This window comes from Fonticella tunisiensis (assembly GCF_004364155.1).
Classification (GTDB): domain Bacteria; phylum Bacillota; class Clostridia; order Clostridiales; family Caloramatoraceae; genus Fonticella; species Fonticella tunisiensis.
The window spans coordinates 63,136-80,035 of sequence record NZ_SOAZ01000005.1 but is presented as its reverse complement, the minus strand read 5'-3'; the positions used below and the strand labels follow the sequence as shown (position 1 = coordinate 80,035).

Here is a 16,900-nt window from a genome sequence, read left to right as displayed (position 1 = left end):
GTTGAATTATCCTAGGATTTATAGAATAAAACAGAGATTTAATACTTTAAAAATACATGATATAGAACGAGAAATTTTAGAACAACTTAATTTAATTAACATTAACTCTAGAATAAAACTAGGAATGAAGATAGCTGTAACTGCAGGAAGCAGAGGTATATCTAATATTGCATCAATAATAAAAACAGTTTGCAACGTATTAAAGAACTATGGTGCTGAGCCATTTATAGTTCCTGCAATGGGAAGCCATGGAGGAGCTACAGCAGAAGGGCAAAAGAATGTTTTAAAAAAGCTTGGTATTACTGAGGAAACTATGGATGTTCCCATAGTTTCCTCCATGGATGTGGTTGAAATTGGAAGAACTCCTAATGACATTCCTGTATATATGGATAAGAATGCCTATAATGCCGATGGAATTGTTGTTATAAATCGTGTGAAACCACACACTGATTTTAGTGGAGAAATTGAAAGTGGTTTGATGAAAATGATAGCTGTAGGGCTCGGAAAAGCAAAGGGCGCAGTAACTATGCATTCAAACGGAATTAGTAAGGCTATACTTGAAGCTGCAAGAGTCGCTTTAGAAAAAGCACCAATTATGTTCGGATTGGCAATACTTGAAAATTCCTGTGATGATACATATATGCTTAAGGCAGTATTGCCGGAAGCTTTTGAGAAAGAGGAGAAAAATCTGTTAAAAGAATCTAAAACAATAGTTCCTAAAATACCTGCTGATTATTTGGATGCTTTAATTGTTTATGAGATGGGAAAGATGTTCAGTGGTACTGGAATGGACACAAAGGTAATAGGCAGAATGAAGATTTTTGGTGAAATGGAGCCTGAAACTCCAAAAATTAACAAGATAGCTGTTTTGAATCTATCGGATTCTTCTTACGGAAATGCACTTGGAGTTGGCCTTGCGGACATAACTACCCGAAAGCTAGTGGATAAAATAAACTATGATATTACCTATGCAAATACAATTCCAACTACTTATTTAGAAAGAGCAAAGATACCAGTAATATCTAAGGATGATAGAAGTGCCATAGAGCTGGCTCTAAAAACCATAGGTAATGTAAAGCCTGAAGAAGCAAAACTTGCCATTGTAAAAAATACACTTAGCCTTGAAGAACTATATGTTAGTGAAAGTTTATTAAAGGATATCAATAGTAACAAGTATGAATTAATCGATGAAAATTGTATTATAAGCTTTGATAACAATGGAAACTTAATCTTGGATTGGGAGTGATGAAACATGAAATTAATGCATACAAGTTTGCCAGAATTTATGTTAAAGATTATGCAGGCCGTAATCAAGCGCTCTCCAAATAAAAAGCTGGAAGTTAGAGGACTTGAAAACTTGAAGTCTGCAAAGATGCAATCGCTAAGAACAGGAAGAATTGAAAGTGCGGTTGAGGAAGTTGCAAACGATAAGGATATAGATAGAGTTGAAGTTATTGTATTACCAAGGGTACCCGAAACAATGCACACTGTTATTGTAAAGGGAATAGATAAGTATGGAAATGCAAAAAAGGCAATACTTGAAGTAATAAACATAATACATCCAACAGAAGAGGCAGAACTTGAGAACTGTGAAGAAATTATAGATAGAAGGCCACAGCTTGGAAGACATTAAGGGGGGAATTGTTATGGCAAATTTAAAGTTTAGATTGATAAAAGAAGGGGTAGGTCCAAAGGGAGGGGTTCCTTTAAACATAGCCTTTATAGATATTAGGGATATAAAAGAGGCAGGAATTACTATTGAGCATGCATTTAACGCAATATCAAAGGAAGTCAATGGCCCAATAGGAATGAATGTTTTTGATATGGATGCAGTTACAACAACAAGCGATGGGATCGCCGTAGATGGAGCTATAATAGCTATGGCAGCAGGCGATATTGGAAAGGTTCATAAGGAATTCGGAATTTTATATATGGAGGAAATACCTGTAACAGATGAGTTAATTAGTGAGGAGCCGCATTTGATACAGTTAGTGAAAAATTATCAGGGAAAAAGATTATTTAGAGGCCCCGACCCACGTAAGAAGTTAATACCTGTACATAATGCAGTAATGACAGGAAAGGCGGTAAACAATAACTCGGCAACAGAAATGATGAATGCTGTAACAATGAAAGAAATAATACTTCCCATATTAGGACAGATACAGATCATGAGGGATGGACCTATTCTTTTTGGTTATACAGGTGAAGTAATATCCGTTGGAATTGGAATGACAGTTGCAGAAAAATATGGACGTGTATTTCCAACACGTCAGTTTAGAGCAGGAGATACAGCTCATGGTTCAGGTCAATATGCTAAAACTTTAAAAAAGAATATTCCATGTATTGTTGCTTCCAAGGCTATACTAGCTAAGTACACTATACAAGCATTAAAAGCAGGGATGGTACCTGGAAAGGATATCGGATGCTCACCTGCAGTTTTATGTATTGCAAAGGCCATGGGGGTGCCAATTGCGTTTGATAATATAACTGAAAAAGCATGGGTTGAGCTTGAAAGTGTAGGAATTACTCGCGAATTTCTAAAGGCGAAATCACGTGTATTAACAGAAGATGAGATCATAGAAAGATCAGATGAAATTGTACCAGGAGTTGAGGAGCCTGTAGCGATGAGTTCAATGGATATAGTAGAGAAAGTTGAAATATTTGTGTAGACCGAGGTGAAAAAATGGGATCAAGTGTTATTGCTTATGTCGATAAAACTATAGTAAAAATTAGTGGCCTGAAGGTAAAGGGACTTAAGCCATATCAATTGGAGGATAATCTAAGAAATTTCATAGGAAGGCCCATTAGAGTTATTGGTGTTACTGGGGAATCAATTGAGATGGACATATATGGCATTGAGCCTGAAGCTATCTACAAGGATGAACAGGGGTTTATTAAGGCTGTATCTACCGCAGATGGAATAACTGCAGCAGATGTTGTAAAAATTGATTCAGCACAAAAGGCGATTGAAGTACCAATTGACAAAGTTCCAAGGGGTAACTCAGAAGGCTGCATAAAGGAAAGGTGGATTAATATTGGTAGATAAAGTTTTTATTATACCAACGGGTGACGAAATATTAAATGGAACTGTAATAGATACAAACAGTTCCGCAATAATGGAGATGCTTTTGGAGAATTTTCCAGCTTGTGAGATAACGCGTACAAGGCCCGTTTATGATTTAGAAGAGGAGATAATAGAAAAATTAGATAGATGTGTTGAAAAAGGCGGCGATCTAATTTTTCTTATAGGAGGATCAGGTGGAGGTCACAGATATATTCCAACTTTGGGTAAGGATTATACCCATAGTGCTTTAACAGCATATCTTTCTAATGTCGAATGCAGGGAGATATATGGACCGAATGGACACCTCTGGTCAAAATTGGTTGTTGGTGAAAAATTAAAAAGTTTAATTGTAACTGTGCCAGGCCCCTTTGTAGAAGCTGTTGCAGCAGCAAAGGCGGCCATAGAGATTATTAAATCAGGTGAAAGAAATTTAAACGTTCTGGTTGAAGCCACCTCAAAGGCTGTTTTTTCTCAGTATCCATCAGGTGGGGAGATAATATGAGTGAGTTAACAACATTTATATTTAAAGAATATACCGTGGATGGATATCCTGTGTTAGTGGCAGGAATCTGTCCACTTATTTTTAAGCAATTTGCAGAAGCAGAAATCAAAGAGAAGATAAAAAGTTTCAAAATAGATGCAGTCGATAATCCATATTATATTGACTATATGCTTGCTTCTTATATCAGCGAAATCTCACCTAAATGTTTATACGCACTTGGTATTAGTATAAACATACCAGGGATATCAGGACCTACAGGAGGAATTATAGGTAATCCTTTAGCTGTCATTTCTTCCGCAGAGGGGCTAAGTGAATACATTGACAATGGCTTAAGCATGGCAGCCTATCCTGGTGGTCCAGGTATAGTAATAAATGGCAAGCCACATGTCGCGAAAGAGATTTTAAGAACAGTAAAACCAGGAGATGGAGAAATAAACACTCTACTTAATATGGCAGAAATAGCTGTTAAATATGACATAAAAATTGCTATAATAATAAGTGATGGTACAGGAACATCATATCCTGGAGCCGCTGTTACTATAGAAAATAGAAAAATAAATTATTTTTCTATCACTTAAATAAAGGGTAGGGTTAGGGTATGGAGTTTGGATTTAAATCCGAAGATATCATTTCTATGTTTAAAATTATCCTCGATAATTTAAGGGAAGGCGTAAACATAGTAGATGAGAATGGAATACTGATGTATGTCAACAAAACATCTGCAGAATATGCAAAGGTTTCTATAGAAGAAATGATTGGGCAGCATATATCAAAATTTTATCCAAAGGCTGCATTACTGGATGTATTAAAATATAAAAAACCACAGCTTGATCAGAAAATAGATCATCATAATGAAAAAAAATACATAGTAAATGCATTTCCGCTAATAATAAATGATAAATTTGTAGGTGGTTTTGCTACGTTTAGGGATGTAACTGAAATAGAGGAGCTTATTAAAAAGATTGAACATCTTGAAATGCAAGTTGCGTTAAACACAATTGACGATGTTTTTGATAATCTGATCGGTAAAAGTGGAAGCCTTAAAAATGTGATTATTAAGTCACAAAAGGCTATTGGCTCTCTCGCAGGGCCAAGACATTCTGTAATAACAGGTGAATCTGGAACTGGCAAAACCTATTTAGCAAATATTATGTACCATTATGCTAAAAAGATAGGTGTCTTAAAAGAAGACGCATCATTTATTGAGGTTAATTGTGCACAATTTACTAATCCGGATATTGCGGCAATAGAAATATTTGGCTCAGAAAAAGGAGCCTTCACAGGTTCATTAGAGAAAAAAGGTCTTTTTGAACTGGCAAATGGCGGTATGCTTTTTTTAGATGAGGCTCATGCCCTTGAACATCATCAAACTATCCTTTTAAAGGCTATTGAATCTGGCAAAATTAGAAGAATAGGTGGAAGAAAAGAAATAAATGTCAATGTTATTATTGTAGCAGCTTCTACTCAAGATTTAAAAAAGGTATTTATTCCAGAACTTTATCAGAGACTTGCACAGTATGAATTAAAACTGCCACCTTTGAGAGAAAGGCCAATGAAGGAAAGGGAAGAACTTTTGCAGTTCTTCGCTATTAACTATGAAAAATGTGTTTATAACAGAAATGGAATAAGTTTAAGGGTTAATTTTTCTAATGAAGCTAAGGATATATTATTAAATGTAAACTATCCAAGGAATATAAGACAATTTAGAGATGTAGTTAATGCTAGTATTGATGCAGCGGTTCCCTTGATAAATGATATTTACGATAAAAGAAAACTTGAGGTTGTAGTTAATGCTGAGAATATTCCCATTGATATTATTGAATTCAAAGATGCATTTAGAGAATCATCAGAATGTAATAAAAATACTACATCTTCTTCTATTGAAAATGAATATCTAGGAATAATTGATCAATTAATTTTAAGCCTCAATGAAAAAGGGTATGGGCCGCGTAAAATAGCTAAGATATTAAATAACAAAGGGTTTGATCTTAAGTACTATCAGATTGCATACAAACTAAAAAAAGCTAAACTGAATAAAGAATGAAGGAACCAAAGCACATGGCCTGTTTAAGAATTCATATTTACTGCTGCCGTATCGATGAAATGGTAGAATGTGAATTACCTTCATTTCAGGTTTTTAACAAAGTCAACTATATCCGTAATATTTTTCTCATCCATAGAAGAGGTGAAGATGGTTTACCTGATTCAGTAGAAAGAAATAATTACAACCTGGGGATTTGGAGGATATATGAAGAAGGCTTTGATCAATTTAATCAGAACAAATTATTACCAACTGAACATGATTGCAGAGGTAAAGAGTAGATTGATAAATGTGCTTCAAATCAAAGTGAATTAAAGGAACTTTATGTAAGAGCACTTCAGGATGAACAGACTGGAGTCAGGCACTTCTTTGGAAATTAGTTTGAGGTACTAGGCATATGCGATACAGGTTATTTCTTAGGAGAAGAACTTATTAAAGAAATTGATAGAAAGTATGGTATTGAATTTGTAGCAAAATTACCGTTAGTAAAATTGCTGATGAAGTTATTAGTTTTTTAGAAGGAGGGGAAAGTAATATTGCTAAGTAGTTTTAGAGCTGATGGGAATTTAGTTTATATAAAGAAACCTAATTTTGATGAGTTGGATTATGTGGCAGAGCTATGGGCTGATGAAGAAACAATGAATGATGTCGGTGGAGTTGTATCCTTTCCGGTAGAAAAAAGAGAAGCGTGGTATAGGAAAATGGTAAATCCATCTGATGGAAAGAATTTTTATTGTTTAATTTATACTTTTGATGATGTTCCAGTTGGAGAAGTAAGTTTTCATAGATTTGATATGGAAGAGAGAAAGGCTGATTTTAATATAAAGATTCAGGCTAAATACAGAGGTAAAGGATATGCTAAGGAAGCAATGCAACTTATTTTAAGTTACTATTTTTGTGATTTTGGCGGACAAGTTATTTATGATAATGTAATAAACGAAAAAGGCAAAAAGGCATTGCAAAATTTTGGGTTTGAGATAGTATCAAAGTTTGACAATGAAGTTTTATTTAAAATGACAAAAGAAAGATTTATTGAGTTATTAAATAAAAAGTAAGCGTAAAATAATCTCCCCCTAATTATATTGATGGGGATTGATATATCATTTGCTTTTTAAAAATATGCTGTATGAAAAAAGAGATTTATCCAAGCTATTTGATTGCAATATTAAAATATACTACATAGAAAAATAAGAGGAAGCAGAAGTATTTGTTATTCAGGCAGTAAAGGATGGGTACGGCATCATTATTGGGGGAAGAATTGTTGAAAAGACTACTGCCAAGATAGGAGTTCCAGACATTTTAATCACATCGGGTAAGGAATCTATATATAGTGCCATAAGAGAGGCTGAAAACATATTAAAGGCTAAAGATGAGTCAGCAAGAGAATTAAACCTTATGAAAGAAGTTATAGAGAATACAGCTATAGGAATTATTGCTGCAAACAATTCAGGTGCAGTTAAAATAGTAAATAAAACTACTTTTGATATGAAAAATATAATCATAGATAAACATATGCTTTGGGATTAACTGACATTGACTTTATCTTCCCTAGTTGATATTATATAAAAAATAAATTTAATAACTGCCATCCATATAAGCCCGATAATATGGTTCGGGCGTTTCTACGAGATTACCATAAATATCTCTGCTATGGGTGAATCCGATTAATAGTCATACAAAAGTATTATTATGACAATACTAGTATTTTTGTATGTAGCTATTTAAGTATTCTGTCATTGGATTTGCCTGGTCTGATGGCAGAATTTTTTTGTAAGGAGGAATGATAATGGAAGCATTAAAATTGAAGGAAGAAAAAAAGGATATGGGATTTTTAGAAAGGTATTTTAAGCTATCAAAGTATAAAACTGATGTTAAAACAGAAGTGATTGCAGGTTTTACAACTTTTATTACAATGTCTTACGCACTTTTAGTTATTCCAAACATATTAAAATTTTCAGGTATGAATGCAGCAGGGCTTAAGGGAGATGCAGCGGCACAACTTACAATATTAAACGATACCGTTGTTGCATCAATTTTTGCTGGGACATGCATTGTGGCTGCTATTGGGACACTAATAATGTCGTTATATGCAAACCTTCCCTTTGCAGTAGCTCCTGGAATTGGTCTTACAGCCTTCTTTACCTACGGTGTAACCCTTACACTGGGATATTCCTGGAAGCAGGGCCTTGCAGCAGTTATGATATCAGGAATACTTTTCATATTAATAACTGTAACCTCAATAAGAGAAAAGATAGTAGACAGCCTCCCCAAAAACATTAAAATTGCCATAACAAGTGGAATAGGCCTTTTTATAGCACTTATAGGGCTCAAAAGTGGTGGAATTATAATATCAAATCCAGGAACACTTGTTAGCTTAGGGGATTTTACAAAACCTAATGTGATACTTACACTTATCGGAATAGTTGTTATGGGAATACTCATTGCGAGACGGGTTAAGGGAGCAATGCTTATATCAATCTTAATTACAACTGTAATAGGCATACCTATGGGGGTTACAAATGTAACCGGAGTAAAGTTTTTGAGCGCTCCTCCTTCCTTTATTCCGACATTTATGAAAATGGATTTTCAAGGTCTTTTATCGCATGGAGGTTCCGGTATTGTTGGGGGACTTACAAATATATTTATGATAGTTTTAACCTTCAGTCTTGTTGACCTTTTCGATACAATAGGGACCCTCGTTGGAACAGCTCAAAAGGCGAATATGATTGAAAAGGATGGAAGGGTAAGAAATATGAAAAAGGCCCTTTTAGCAGATGCAGTTGCGACAACTTTAAGTGCTCTATTCGGTGGTACAACCACTGCAACCTACGTTGAATCAACTTCAGGAATTGCAGAAGGCGGAAGGACAGGCCTTACTACCTTTGTGGTTGGAATACTCTTTATACTTTCAATCTTTTTAGGAGGAGTAGTTGGAGTAGTGCCTTCAGAAGCTACAGCACCTGCACTCGTAATAGTTGGAATTCTTATGATGGAATCCATAAAGGAAATAGATTTCAGCGACTTTACAGAGGCACTCCCTGCATTCTTTACAATTGCAATAATGCCTTTTAGCTACAGCATAGCAAATGGAATCGCAGCGGGAATAATATTCTACCCTGTTATGAAAGTAGCAACAGGAAAGCATAAGGATGTTCATCCAATAGTGTACATTCTTGCTATTCTCTTCGTATTAAGGTTCATCCTTCTTCCTCAATAAATGGGGGCAGGTTTCATTTAATTTGATTTAGAAAGCTATTTTTGAGATAAAAAATTTAAAGAAAGATGTTTAAAGTAAGGTTGTATTCAAATTTGAATACAACCTTACTTTCATTATGAAAATTATGCTATGAAGATATGTTGTTTATAATTTCACATATCTTCTTTTTTATCCTGTTTGTATAATACACTTATGCAGGATATAATGATGTATGGATGTTTATTTCATGCAGGAGATGATGATATATGCAGGAGAGACTTCATAAATACATGGCAAGATGCGGAGTTGCATCAAGAAGAAAATCTGAGGAGATTATATTTAGCGGTATGGTTAAGGTAAACGGTGAAACCATAAAATCGATCATATCCATAGATCCAGATAAGGATATCGTTGAAGTTAATGGGAAGGTTATAAGACCGGAAGAGAAAAAGGTATACATAATGCTTAATAAGCCAACGGGAGTTATAACTACGGTTAGGGATCAGTTTGATAGAAAAACCGTGCTTGACATCGTCAAAGTCGATGAACGTATATTTCCGGTAGGCAGGTTGGATTATGATACCTCGGGGCTTCTGATTCTTACCAACGATGGTGATGTTGCATACAAGATGACGCATCCATCCCGTGAGATCGATAAGGTCTATATAGCCGAGGTAGCAGGAATACCCGATGAAAGTGAGATGGATAGGTTTAGAAAGGGGCTTAAAATTGAAGACTATATAACATCCCCGGCGAAAATCAGGATTATCAAAAAGAAGACGAAAAGTTCTGTTATAGAGGTAATAATTCATGAAGGCAGGAACAGGCAGGTAAGAAAGATGTGTGAGGCCATAGGACATCCTGTTATTAAACTAAAAAGAGTACGAATAGGCAAATTAACGTTAAAGGATTTAAAGCCGGGGAAATGGAGATATCTTACTGATGAAGAGATAAACTACTTAAAATCTCTATAATGGTATTAAACTTAAATATTGTATAATTATATGGGATGGATAATAGGGGGGATTCCATGCTTTTTATCAGGTTGCTTGAACGAATGTCTATAATTGCCCTTGCTGCTTATATTTTTAGCCATACCTACATATTTAGAAAGATTGTAAAAAATAAATTAACGTTGACTGATAGGGTACTGATGGTATCTTTTTTCAGTATACTTTCCATACTTGGAACTTATATGGGTATAATTGTAGATCCTCAGAATTTTACCAGTTTAGATTTTGGAACGTATATGAAGGAATTGGAGAGTGAGGCCCTTGCCAATACAAGACCAATAGGGGCCATTGTTGCGGGGTATTTTGGGGGGCCGGTCATAGGTATAATTGTTGGAATTATTTCAGGAACACACAGATATTTTATAGGAGGTTTTACAGCCCTTGCCTGTGCTGTTGCAACGGTTTTTGAGGGACTTATTGGAGGAATTGCAGGAAGAGACAAAAGAGATGGGAAATTCAGCACCATGGCTGCCTTCTTTGCAGGTATCATAGCAGAATTTATTCAGATGACTATAATAATACTTATTTCAAAACCCTTTGAGAATGCGGTCGAACTGGAAAAAATGATTGCCATACCAATGATATTGGTCAATTCAATAGGTGCAGCCATATTCGTAGATATAATTAACCACACAAGGGATGAATACAGCAGAGTAGGTGCATTTCATGCCCAGAAGGCATTAAACATTGCAAAACGAACTATACATTATCTAAGAAAGGGGCTTAATAAGGAGACGGCTCAGAAAGTGGCCGAAATAATTTATAAAATAGGTGAAAGTAAAGGGGTGTTTATAGGGGATAAACATGAGCTGCTTGTATATTGTGGAAAGAGCATTGAATTTCAAAAACTAAGAACGTTCATGGAGGAATATTACAACTATCCTAAATTTGGAACCATGACCTTCAAACATTCTAATAAAATCCTGACGTTTTATTGCGTACCACTTCTAATTCAGGATAGGGATTTTGAAGGAGTGCTTGGAATAGAGGTTGAAAGAGCAGGGGAAATGGATAAATATTTTGTTGAGTATATGAAAGGAATTGGGGAATTGCTTTCAACACAAATAGAATTATACAAGCTTAATAAGCTTGCACAGGAAGCATCGACTGCAGAACTTAAGGCTTTACAAGCACAGATACATCCTCATTTTCTTTTTAATGCTTTAAACACGATTGCATCATTTTGCCGGACCAATTCCCTAATAGCAAGGGAATTGATAATGGACTTATCAAACTACTTTAGAAAGACGTTGAAAAGAGAAAACGATTTTGTGAAGGTTAAGGAAGAGATAGAGCTGATTAACTCCTATCTGTCCATTGAAAGGGCACGTTTTGGAGACAGGCTTAAACTGCACATAGATATTCCAGATAACATTATGCAGGTTAAAATACCCGTGTTTCTTCTTCAGCCAATTGTTGAGAATTCTGTAAAGCATGGAATTTCTCCAAAACCTTCTGGAGGCAGCATATTCATAAAGGCCTTTGAGGAAGGTAATGAATTTGTTTTCATTGTGGGAGATACAGGAGTTGGCATGACAAGGGAGAGGCTTAATACAATATTGAGGGAATGGCCTGGCATAGGCCTTAGAAACATAAATGAAAGATTAAAGTTTATATATGGAGACAACTATAAGTTTGAAATATCAAGTTCTATAGAAGAGGGAACGAGGGTTTCTATAAGAGTACCTAAGGAGGATGGTATAAATGAAAACAGTTAAATGCATAATTGTAGAGGATGAATTTCCATCAGAGGAAGAGCTTAAATACCTCCTATCACAGTATGATTTTTTGAGTATTGAAGGTTCTGCCTTTGATGGAAATAGTGGATATGAAATGGTTAAAAAAATAGTTCCTGATGTTGTATTCCTGGACATAAATTTACCTGGAATGAATGGAATCGAACTGGCAAAAAAAATAAGGGATTTTAATAAGAATATATCCATAGTCTTTGTAACTGCCTATGATGAATATGCTCTTGAAGCCTTTGAACTATATGCAATGGATTACGTGCTAAAACCCTATGATGAGAGGAGAATATATAATACTATCATAAGAATTAAAGATAGACTGGATAATAACGTTGATCAGGATAATATTTCTGATAAGATTGAAAAAATACTGGTAAGGCTCCAAAAAATAGACAATACTTTAAAGAAAATTCCCTGTGAATATGGAGGAAAAACTGTTCTTGTAGATATAAAGGACGTGTATTACTGTTTTATAGAAGATGAGCAAATCTATGTAAAATTAAAGAATAAAAAATATTACTCTAACTATGCTCTTCATGAAATAGAGGAAAGGACAGGGCTTTTCAGAACTCATAGGAGCTTTCTTGTAAACCTTGACCATGTTAAAGAGCTCTATCCATGGTTTCATGGCACCTATAAGCTTGTGATGGATGATAATGAAAAATCAGAAATACCCGTTAGTAGAAACAACGTTAAAAGAATGAAAGAAATATTAGGGCTTTAAATTCACTGCTTTTTAAGGTTAAATTTTACGCATGATAAGTCCGAATTTTAACATTTTACCCTAAATAAATAGTCGGAAAATTCAATTTATTGTATGATTGGCTTGTACAAAAATAAAGGAGGGGGTAAAATGTTTTCTTTCATTGGAGGAATCATGGTTCTAATTATCGGGTATGCTGTCTATGGGAAATATGTTGAAAAGCTCTTTGGTGCAAACTCCGAAAGACGAACACCAGCATATGTTCTTCAGGACGGCGTAGATTATGTGCCAATGCCAACATGGAAGGTTTACCTAATTCAGCTTTTGAACATTGCAGGACTTGGTCCTATTTTTGGAGCTATCCAGGGAGCTCTCTTTGGGCCTGCTGCATTTTTATGGATTGTTCTTGGAACAATATTTGCAGGCGCAGTTCATGACTATATTTCAGGCATGATATCATTAAGACATGACGGTGCAAGCATTTCAGAAATTCAGGGGATTTATCTAGGCAAAACAATTCAAAACATCATGAGAGCATTTACAATTGTTCTGTTAATACTTGTTGGTGTTGTATTCGTCACAGGGCCTGCAGGACTGATTGCAGCATTGACACCAGAGAAATACAATCTTACGTTCTGGGCAGTTGTAATATTTGTTTATTACTTCCTGGCTACAATTCTTCCAATAGACGTGCTCATAGGAAATTTATATCCAATATTCGGTATTTCGCTTATAGTTATGGCTTTTGGAGTTGGTGGTGGAATAATTTTACAGGGATATCATATTCCTGAAATAACGCTCCAGAACCTGCATCCGGCTAAAATTTCCATATGGCCCTTTATGTTCATAACAATAGCATGCGGCGCTATATCAGGCTTCCATGCAACTCAGTCACCTCTTATGGCAAGAACTTTAAAGAATGAAAAGTATGGCAGAAGTGTGTTCTATGGCTCAATGGTTGCAGAGGGGGTTATAGCTCTTGTTTGGGCGGCAGCAGGTATGGCCTTCTACAACGGAACACCAGGGCTTGAAGCAGCTCTTAAGAATACACCAAATGCTGTTGTTTTAGAGATTACAAAGACATTGCTTGGGCCTGTCGGTGGAGTTCTTGCAATGATAGGAGTTATCGCATGTCCTATAACTTCAGGGGACACTGCCTTTAGAAGTGCAAGGCTTATGCTTGGTGATATGATTAAATACAAGCAGGATAAGATATATAAAAGACTTGCTCTTGCAGTACCGCTATTTGCAGTGGGAATTGGATTAACCCAAATTGATTTCAACATAATCTGGAGATATTTTGCATGGGCCAATCAGACCCTTGCAATGGTAACACTCTGGGCTTGCTCAATGTTTTTAGTCAAGTACAATAAGCCACACTGGATTGCAACGGTTCCTGCAGTGTTTATGTCAGGAGTATCGGTAAGCTATATTCTTCAGGCAAAGGAAGGCTTTAAGCTTAATGCTTCAATATCTAACTCATTCGGTATTGTAGCAGCCGTAGCGTTATTAGCAATATTTCTTGTAAAAAGTAGGAGTTTTGCAGAAACTATTGAAACAGTTGCATAGCTATGGTAATAATAAGTAGGGGGATTTATCTCCCTACTTTTTTGTTTGAAAGGAAGATCATATGTTTAAAATAATATTAAAAATTACGGAAATGGCGCAAAATTACGTAAAGCAGGTATTAAGAGACAGGGATGTTGCCGTTGATGCAACCCTTGGAAATGGAAATGATACTATCTTTTTGAGCGGCCTTGTTCCGGAAGGCAGGGTTTATTCCTTTGAAATTCAAAGGGAATGCGTAAAAAAATTCAAAAAAGAAATTGAAATAAAGGGTATAAGAAATATAGAAGTTATAAATGATGGGCATGAGAACATGGATTTATACATTAAAGAAAGCCCTAAGGCCATCATGTTTAACCTTGGATATCTTCCGGGAGGGTATAAAAACGTTATAACGAGGCCTGAAACGACTATTGCTGCTCTTAAAAAGGGGCTTAAAATGCTTTCTCCGGGTGGAATTATAACTATAGCAGTTTATAGAGGTCATGAGGGAGGAGAAGAGGAGGGGAATGCGGTCCTTGATTTTATAAATGGCCTTGATCCTAAAATTTATAATGCAATGGTTATAAAATATGTTAATAGAAAAGGAATGGCTCCATTTTTAATAGTCATTGAGAAGAACTGCAGTGTGGGTGGAGATAAATATAATAATCCCGATTTGTTGTAAACTTAATAACCTTTATTTTCCCAGGAACCTCAATATAATTGCCGCATTTCATGCATCTGTAGGTACCGCCCATTAGGTAATCATAATAATGATGTGTCGCGACAGAACCGTATTTTTTCCAGCTGCGCCAGGCTGTCTTGCACAGTTTTTCTCTATTTTTAAGGTCCGCAAGGACCCATTTTAGCATTCTGTGAAAGTGAAATGGGTATTTAGTGAACTGGAGATAGTCAAGGGGAACACCAATACCTATTATATAATCCATAAAGGTTTCTTCTATAACGGATTGAAGCGGCTCCGAAATTTTTGTGCTTATAATATTGTATCCACCCTCCTTTAATAAACTCCGGGCAGCGTTAAACATATACCCCTGACATATTTCAATTGGCTCGGATTCATCGACTTTAAGATTTGAAAGGCCTTCATATATTATCTTTATACAGTAATCTTCAAATTTTTTTTGTTCAAAATAGGGAGTGGTGAAGTATTTAACCGGTATTACATCGTAATAAAAATCCCTGGTTTCAACCCTCATCATGCCAATTAAAGTTCCTCCAATAAGGCTGCCGCTTCCTGCATCATCAATTTGAATCATTTTTATACATCCTTTCAAGGGTAGTAAAAAATCGTATATGTATTTAGTATGTTTAATAAGTTCAAATTATATTAAACATGCACAATACATTTAGCTTGAAGGATATAAATGAAAGTGCTTATAACAAATGATGATGGAATAAATTCAGCAGGATTACATATGTTAGTAAAGGAAGTGGAAAAAATTATAATTTCATGGTGATGCAGGAATAATCAGAGAAATACATGGTTACAAGTCTGCAAAAATTAAAAGCCAACGGTGGAGAAGGAGGTGAGGCCTAATCATAGGCTTTTAAAGCTATGAAGATTTTGAGGAGTGCGTAAAATTTGAATTTTAGATATGATGCAAGATGGTAACCCTTCGAATACAAAAACATATTCTGAATGAGATGTTGCATCAATTCGAATTAAATGATAAAATAAATTTGCATTTTGGTAAATTGAATGAGAATTTTGAAAACATTCAATGGAAAAGAGGGTATATATGGGGGAAATGGGAGAAAGCAAGCCTATTGCAATCCATAGAGATTGGTGCAAAGGCTGCGGACTTTGTTCAGCATTTTGCCCCAGAGGAGTCCTTGTGCTGAACTTAGGCAAGGTTGAAATACAGAACTCTGAAAATTGCATAGGATGTGGATTATGCGAGAGAATATGTCCCGACTACGTAATATATCTAGGGAGGGATATTTATGGGTGAAGCCCTTCTTATGCAAGGAAATGAAGCATGTGTAAGGGGAGCGATAAGGGCAGGAATGAGGTTTTTTGCTGGTTATCCCATAACCCCATCAACTGAAATTGCTGAACTTGCTTCCTTAATGCTTCCAAAATACAATGGAAAGTTCATTCAAATGGAAGATGAGATTTCCAGTATGGCTGCTGTTATTGGGGCGTCCCTGTGCGGCCTCAAAGCCATGACGGCAACAAGTGGCCCGGGATTTTCACTTAAGCAGGAAAATATAGGATATGCATCCATGACTGAGATACCCTGTGTTGTTGTGGATGTTATGAGAGGTGGGCCAAGTACCGGGCTTCCTACATGTGTTTCCCAGGGAGATGTAATGCAAAGCAGGTGGGGAACACACGGAGATCACCCAGTAATTGTAATTGCCCCATCCACCGTAAAGGACATATATTATATGACTATTAAAGCTTTCAATTATTCTGAAAGGTATAGAATTCCTGTGATACTTCTTCTTGATGAAGTAAACGCGCACATGAGAGAAAGCGTTGTTATAGAAAATGATGTGGAAATATGGGATAGAAAAAGACCCTTAACAAGGGAGAACCATAAACCCTATGCCGCCGATGAAGATGGAGTTCCCCCAATGGGGGAGTTTGGAAAGGGTTACAGGTTCCATGTTACGGGGCTTGTACATGACGAGACAGGCCATCCTACAAACAGCTCTGAAGAGGCTGAAAAACTGATTAGAAGGCTTCATTATAAGCTTGAGAAAAGCAGAGATGATATTGTAATTTATGAAAAGTTTAAAACAGAAAGATGCAGGACGCTTATAATAGCCTTTGGCTCGGTGGCCAGAGTATGCAAGGATGTTATATGCCAGATAAATGACGACAGCATAGGACTGTTCATACCATATACTATATGGCCATTTCCTGACAAAGAACTTCTTTCTCTTATACAAAAAAATAGAATAGAAAGAATATATGTACCAGAGCTAAATACCGGGCAAATGATACTTGAGGTTCAAAGGATTGTATTTGGGAGATGTGAGGTATTGGGCATAAACAAGTATAGTGGAGAGCTTATTACCCCTACTGAAATAATTAAGTGTCTAAGGAGGGGGTAAG

Annotated in this window: 20 protein-coding genes, 1 pseudogene and 1 riboswitch; of the genes and pseudogenes, 20 read left to right on the top strand and 1 reads right to left on the bottom strand. The window is 35.9% G+C overall.

Annotation, left to right across the window (positions count from 1 at the left end; genetic code table 11):
* Window position 1 precedes the first annotated feature (1 nt).
* From EDD71_RS04430 to mnmM, 17 genes and pseudogenes are all read left to right on the top strand, one after another.
* Window positions 2-1,246: a nickel pincer cofactor-dependent isomerase, group 22 gene (locus tag EDD71_RS04430; RefSeq protein ID WP_133627538.1), complete on the top strand. Its 1,245-nt coding sequence runs from the start codon at window positions 2-4 to the stop codon at window positions 1,244-1,246.
* Window positions 1,247-1,285: 39 nt separating this feature from the next.
* Complete coding sequence (locus EDD71_RS04425; protein WP_243116401.1) at window positions 1,286-1,633, top strand: hypothetical protein; 348 nt, start codon at window positions 1,286-1,288, stop codon at window positions 1,631-1,633.
* Window positions 1,634-1,646: 13 nt separating this feature from the next.
* Window positions 1,647-2,669 carry a hypothetical protein gene (locus tag EDD71_RS04420; RefSeq protein WP_133627536.1) on the top strand — a complete coding sequence of 341 codons (1,023 nt, stop codon included), beginning with the start codon at window positions 1,647-1,649 and terminating at the stop codon, window positions 2,667-2,669.
* A gap of 14 nt (window positions 2,670-2,683) precedes the next feature.
* Window positions 2,684-3,046: a hypothetical protein gene (locus tag EDD71_RS04415; RefSeq protein WP_133627535.1), complete on the top strand. Its 363-nt coding sequence runs from the start codon at window positions 2,684-2,686 to the stop codon at window positions 3,044-3,046.
* Window positions 3,036-3,566 (top strand): molybdopterin-binding protein, encoded by a 531-nt coding sequence (locus tag EDD71_RS04410; protein ID WP_133627534.1) that lies wholly within the window; start codon window positions 3,036-3,038, stop codon window positions 3,564-3,566. Before EDD71_RS04415 ends, EDD71_RS04410 begins: the two co-directional genes overlap by 11 nt.
* Window positions 3,563-4,144 (top strand): hypothetical protein, encoded by a 582-nt coding sequence (locus EDD71_RS04405; RefSeq protein WP_133627533.1) that lies wholly within the window; start codon window positions 3,563-3,565, stop codon window positions 4,142-4,144. Before EDD71_RS04410 ends, EDD71_RS04405 begins: the two co-directional genes overlap by 4 nt.
* 20 nt (window positions 4,145-4,164) lie before the next feature.
* Window positions 4,165-5,610, top strand: coding sequence for a sigma 54-interacting transcriptional regulator (locus tag EDD71_RS04400; protein ID WP_133627532.1), 1,446 nt, complete (start codon window positions 4,165-4,167; stop codon window positions 5,608-5,610).
* Complete coding sequence (locus tag EDD71_RS04395; protein ID WP_166636334.1) at window positions 5,607-5,888, top strand: hypothetical protein; 282 nt, start codon at window positions 5,607-5,609, stop codon at window positions 5,886-5,888. The genes EDD71_RS04400 and EDD71_RS04395 overlap by 4 nt, the downstream gene beginning before the upstream one ends.
* A 255-nt stretch (window positions 5,889-6,143) precedes the next feature.
* The gene (locus EDD71_RS04390; RefSeq protein WP_133627530.1) at window positions 6,144-6,662 is read left to right on the top strand and encodes a GNAT family N-acetyltransferase; all 519 of its coding nucleotides are present in this window, start codon (window positions 6,144-6,146) and stop codon (window positions 6,660-6,662) included.
* Window positions 6,663-6,810: 148 nt separating this feature from the next.
* Window positions 6,811-6,966: pseudogene (locus EDD71_RS16090) on the top strand (PrpR N-terminal domain-containing protein); the annotation flags it as partial.
* Between the two features lie 36 nt (window positions 6,967-7,002).
* Window positions 7,003-7,134: a hypothetical protein gene (locus tag EDD71_RS15910; protein ID WP_279233006.1), complete on the top strand. Its 132-nt coding sequence runs from the start codon at window positions 7,003-7,005 to the stop codon at window positions 7,132-7,134.
* A gap of 42 nt (window positions 7,135-7,176) precedes the next feature.
* A riboswitch (purine riboswitch) is annotated at window positions 7,177-7,278 on the top strand.
* Between the two features lie 109 nt (window positions 7,279-7,387).
* A complete protein-coding gene (locus tag EDD71_RS04380; protein WP_133627529.1) occupies window positions 7,388-8,824 on the top strand; it encodes an NCS2 family permease in 1,437 nt (478 codons plus the stop codon).
* Window positions 8,825-9,069: 245 nt separating this feature from the next.
* Complete coding sequence (locus EDD71_RS04375) at window positions 9,070-9,777, top strand: pseudouridine synthase (protein ID WP_133627528.1); 708 nt, start codon at window positions 9,070-9,072, stop codon at window positions 9,775-9,777.
* 56 nt (window positions 9,778-9,833) lie between these two features.
* Window positions 9,834-11,534 (top strand): LytS/YhcK type 5TM receptor domain-containing protein, encoded by a 1,701-nt coding sequence (locus EDD71_RS04370; protein WP_133627527.1) that lies wholly within the window; start codon window positions 9,834-9,836, stop codon window positions 11,532-11,534.
* Window positions 11,521-12,288, top strand: a complete 768-nt coding sequence (locus EDD71_RS04365) for a LytR/AlgR family response regulator transcription factor (RefSeq protein WP_133627526.1) — start codon at window positions 11,521-11,523, stop codon at window positions 12,286-12,288. Before EDD71_RS04370 ends, EDD71_RS04365 begins: the two co-directional genes overlap by 14 nt.
* Window positions 12,289-12,417: 129 nt before the next feature.
* Entirely contained in the window at window positions 12,418-13,836 is a 1,419-nt protein-coding gene (locus EDD71_RS04360; RefSeq protein ID WP_133627525.1) for a carbon starvation CstA family protein, read from the top strand.
* A 61-nt stretch (window positions 13,837-13,897) separates the two neighbouring features.
* On the top strand, window positions 13,898-14,500 hold the full coding sequence (gene mnmM, locus EDD71_RS04355) for a tRNA 5-(aminomethyl)-2-thiouridylate-methyltransferase MnmM (RefSeq protein ID WP_133627524.1): 603 nt from the start codon (window positions 13,898-13,900) through the stop codon (window positions 14,498-14,500).
* On the opposite strand, the gene EDD71_RS04350 is transcribed toward mnmM, so the two are convergent.
* Window positions 14,442-15,092, bottom strand: a complete 651-nt coding sequence (locus EDD71_RS04350; protein WP_133627523.1) for a hypothetical protein — start codon at window positions 15,090-15,092, stop codon at window positions 14,442-14,444. The genes mnmM and EDD71_RS04350 overlap by 59 nt on opposite strands.
* 108 nt (window positions 15,093-15,200) lie before the next feature.
* On the opposite strand from EDD71_RS04350, the gene EDD71_RS16085 reads away from it, so the two are divergent.
* From EDD71_RS16085 to EDD71_RS04335, 3 genes are all read left to right on the top strand, one after another.
* Window positions 15,201-15,293: a 5'/3'-nucleotidase SurE gene (locus EDD71_RS16085; RefSeq protein ID WP_133627522.1), complete on the top strand. Its 93-nt coding sequence runs from the start codon at window positions 15,201-15,203 to the stop codon at window positions 15,291-15,293.
* A 264-nt stretch (window positions 15,294-15,557) separates the two neighbouring features.
* Entirely contained in the window at window positions 15,558-15,788 is a 231-nt protein-coding gene (locus tag EDD71_RS04340) for an indolepyruvate ferredoxin oxidoreductase subunit alpha (protein WP_243116400.1), read from the top strand.
* The gene (locus tag EDD71_RS04335; protein WP_133627521.1) at window positions 15,781-16,899 is read left to right on the top strand and encodes a 2-oxoacid:acceptor oxidoreductase subunit alpha; all 1,119 of its coding nucleotides are present in this window, start codon (window positions 15,781-15,783) and stop codon (window positions 16,897-16,899) included. The genes EDD71_RS04340 and EDD71_RS04335 overlap by 8 nt, the downstream gene beginning before the upstream one ends.
* Window position 16,900: the final 1 nt, after the last annotated feature.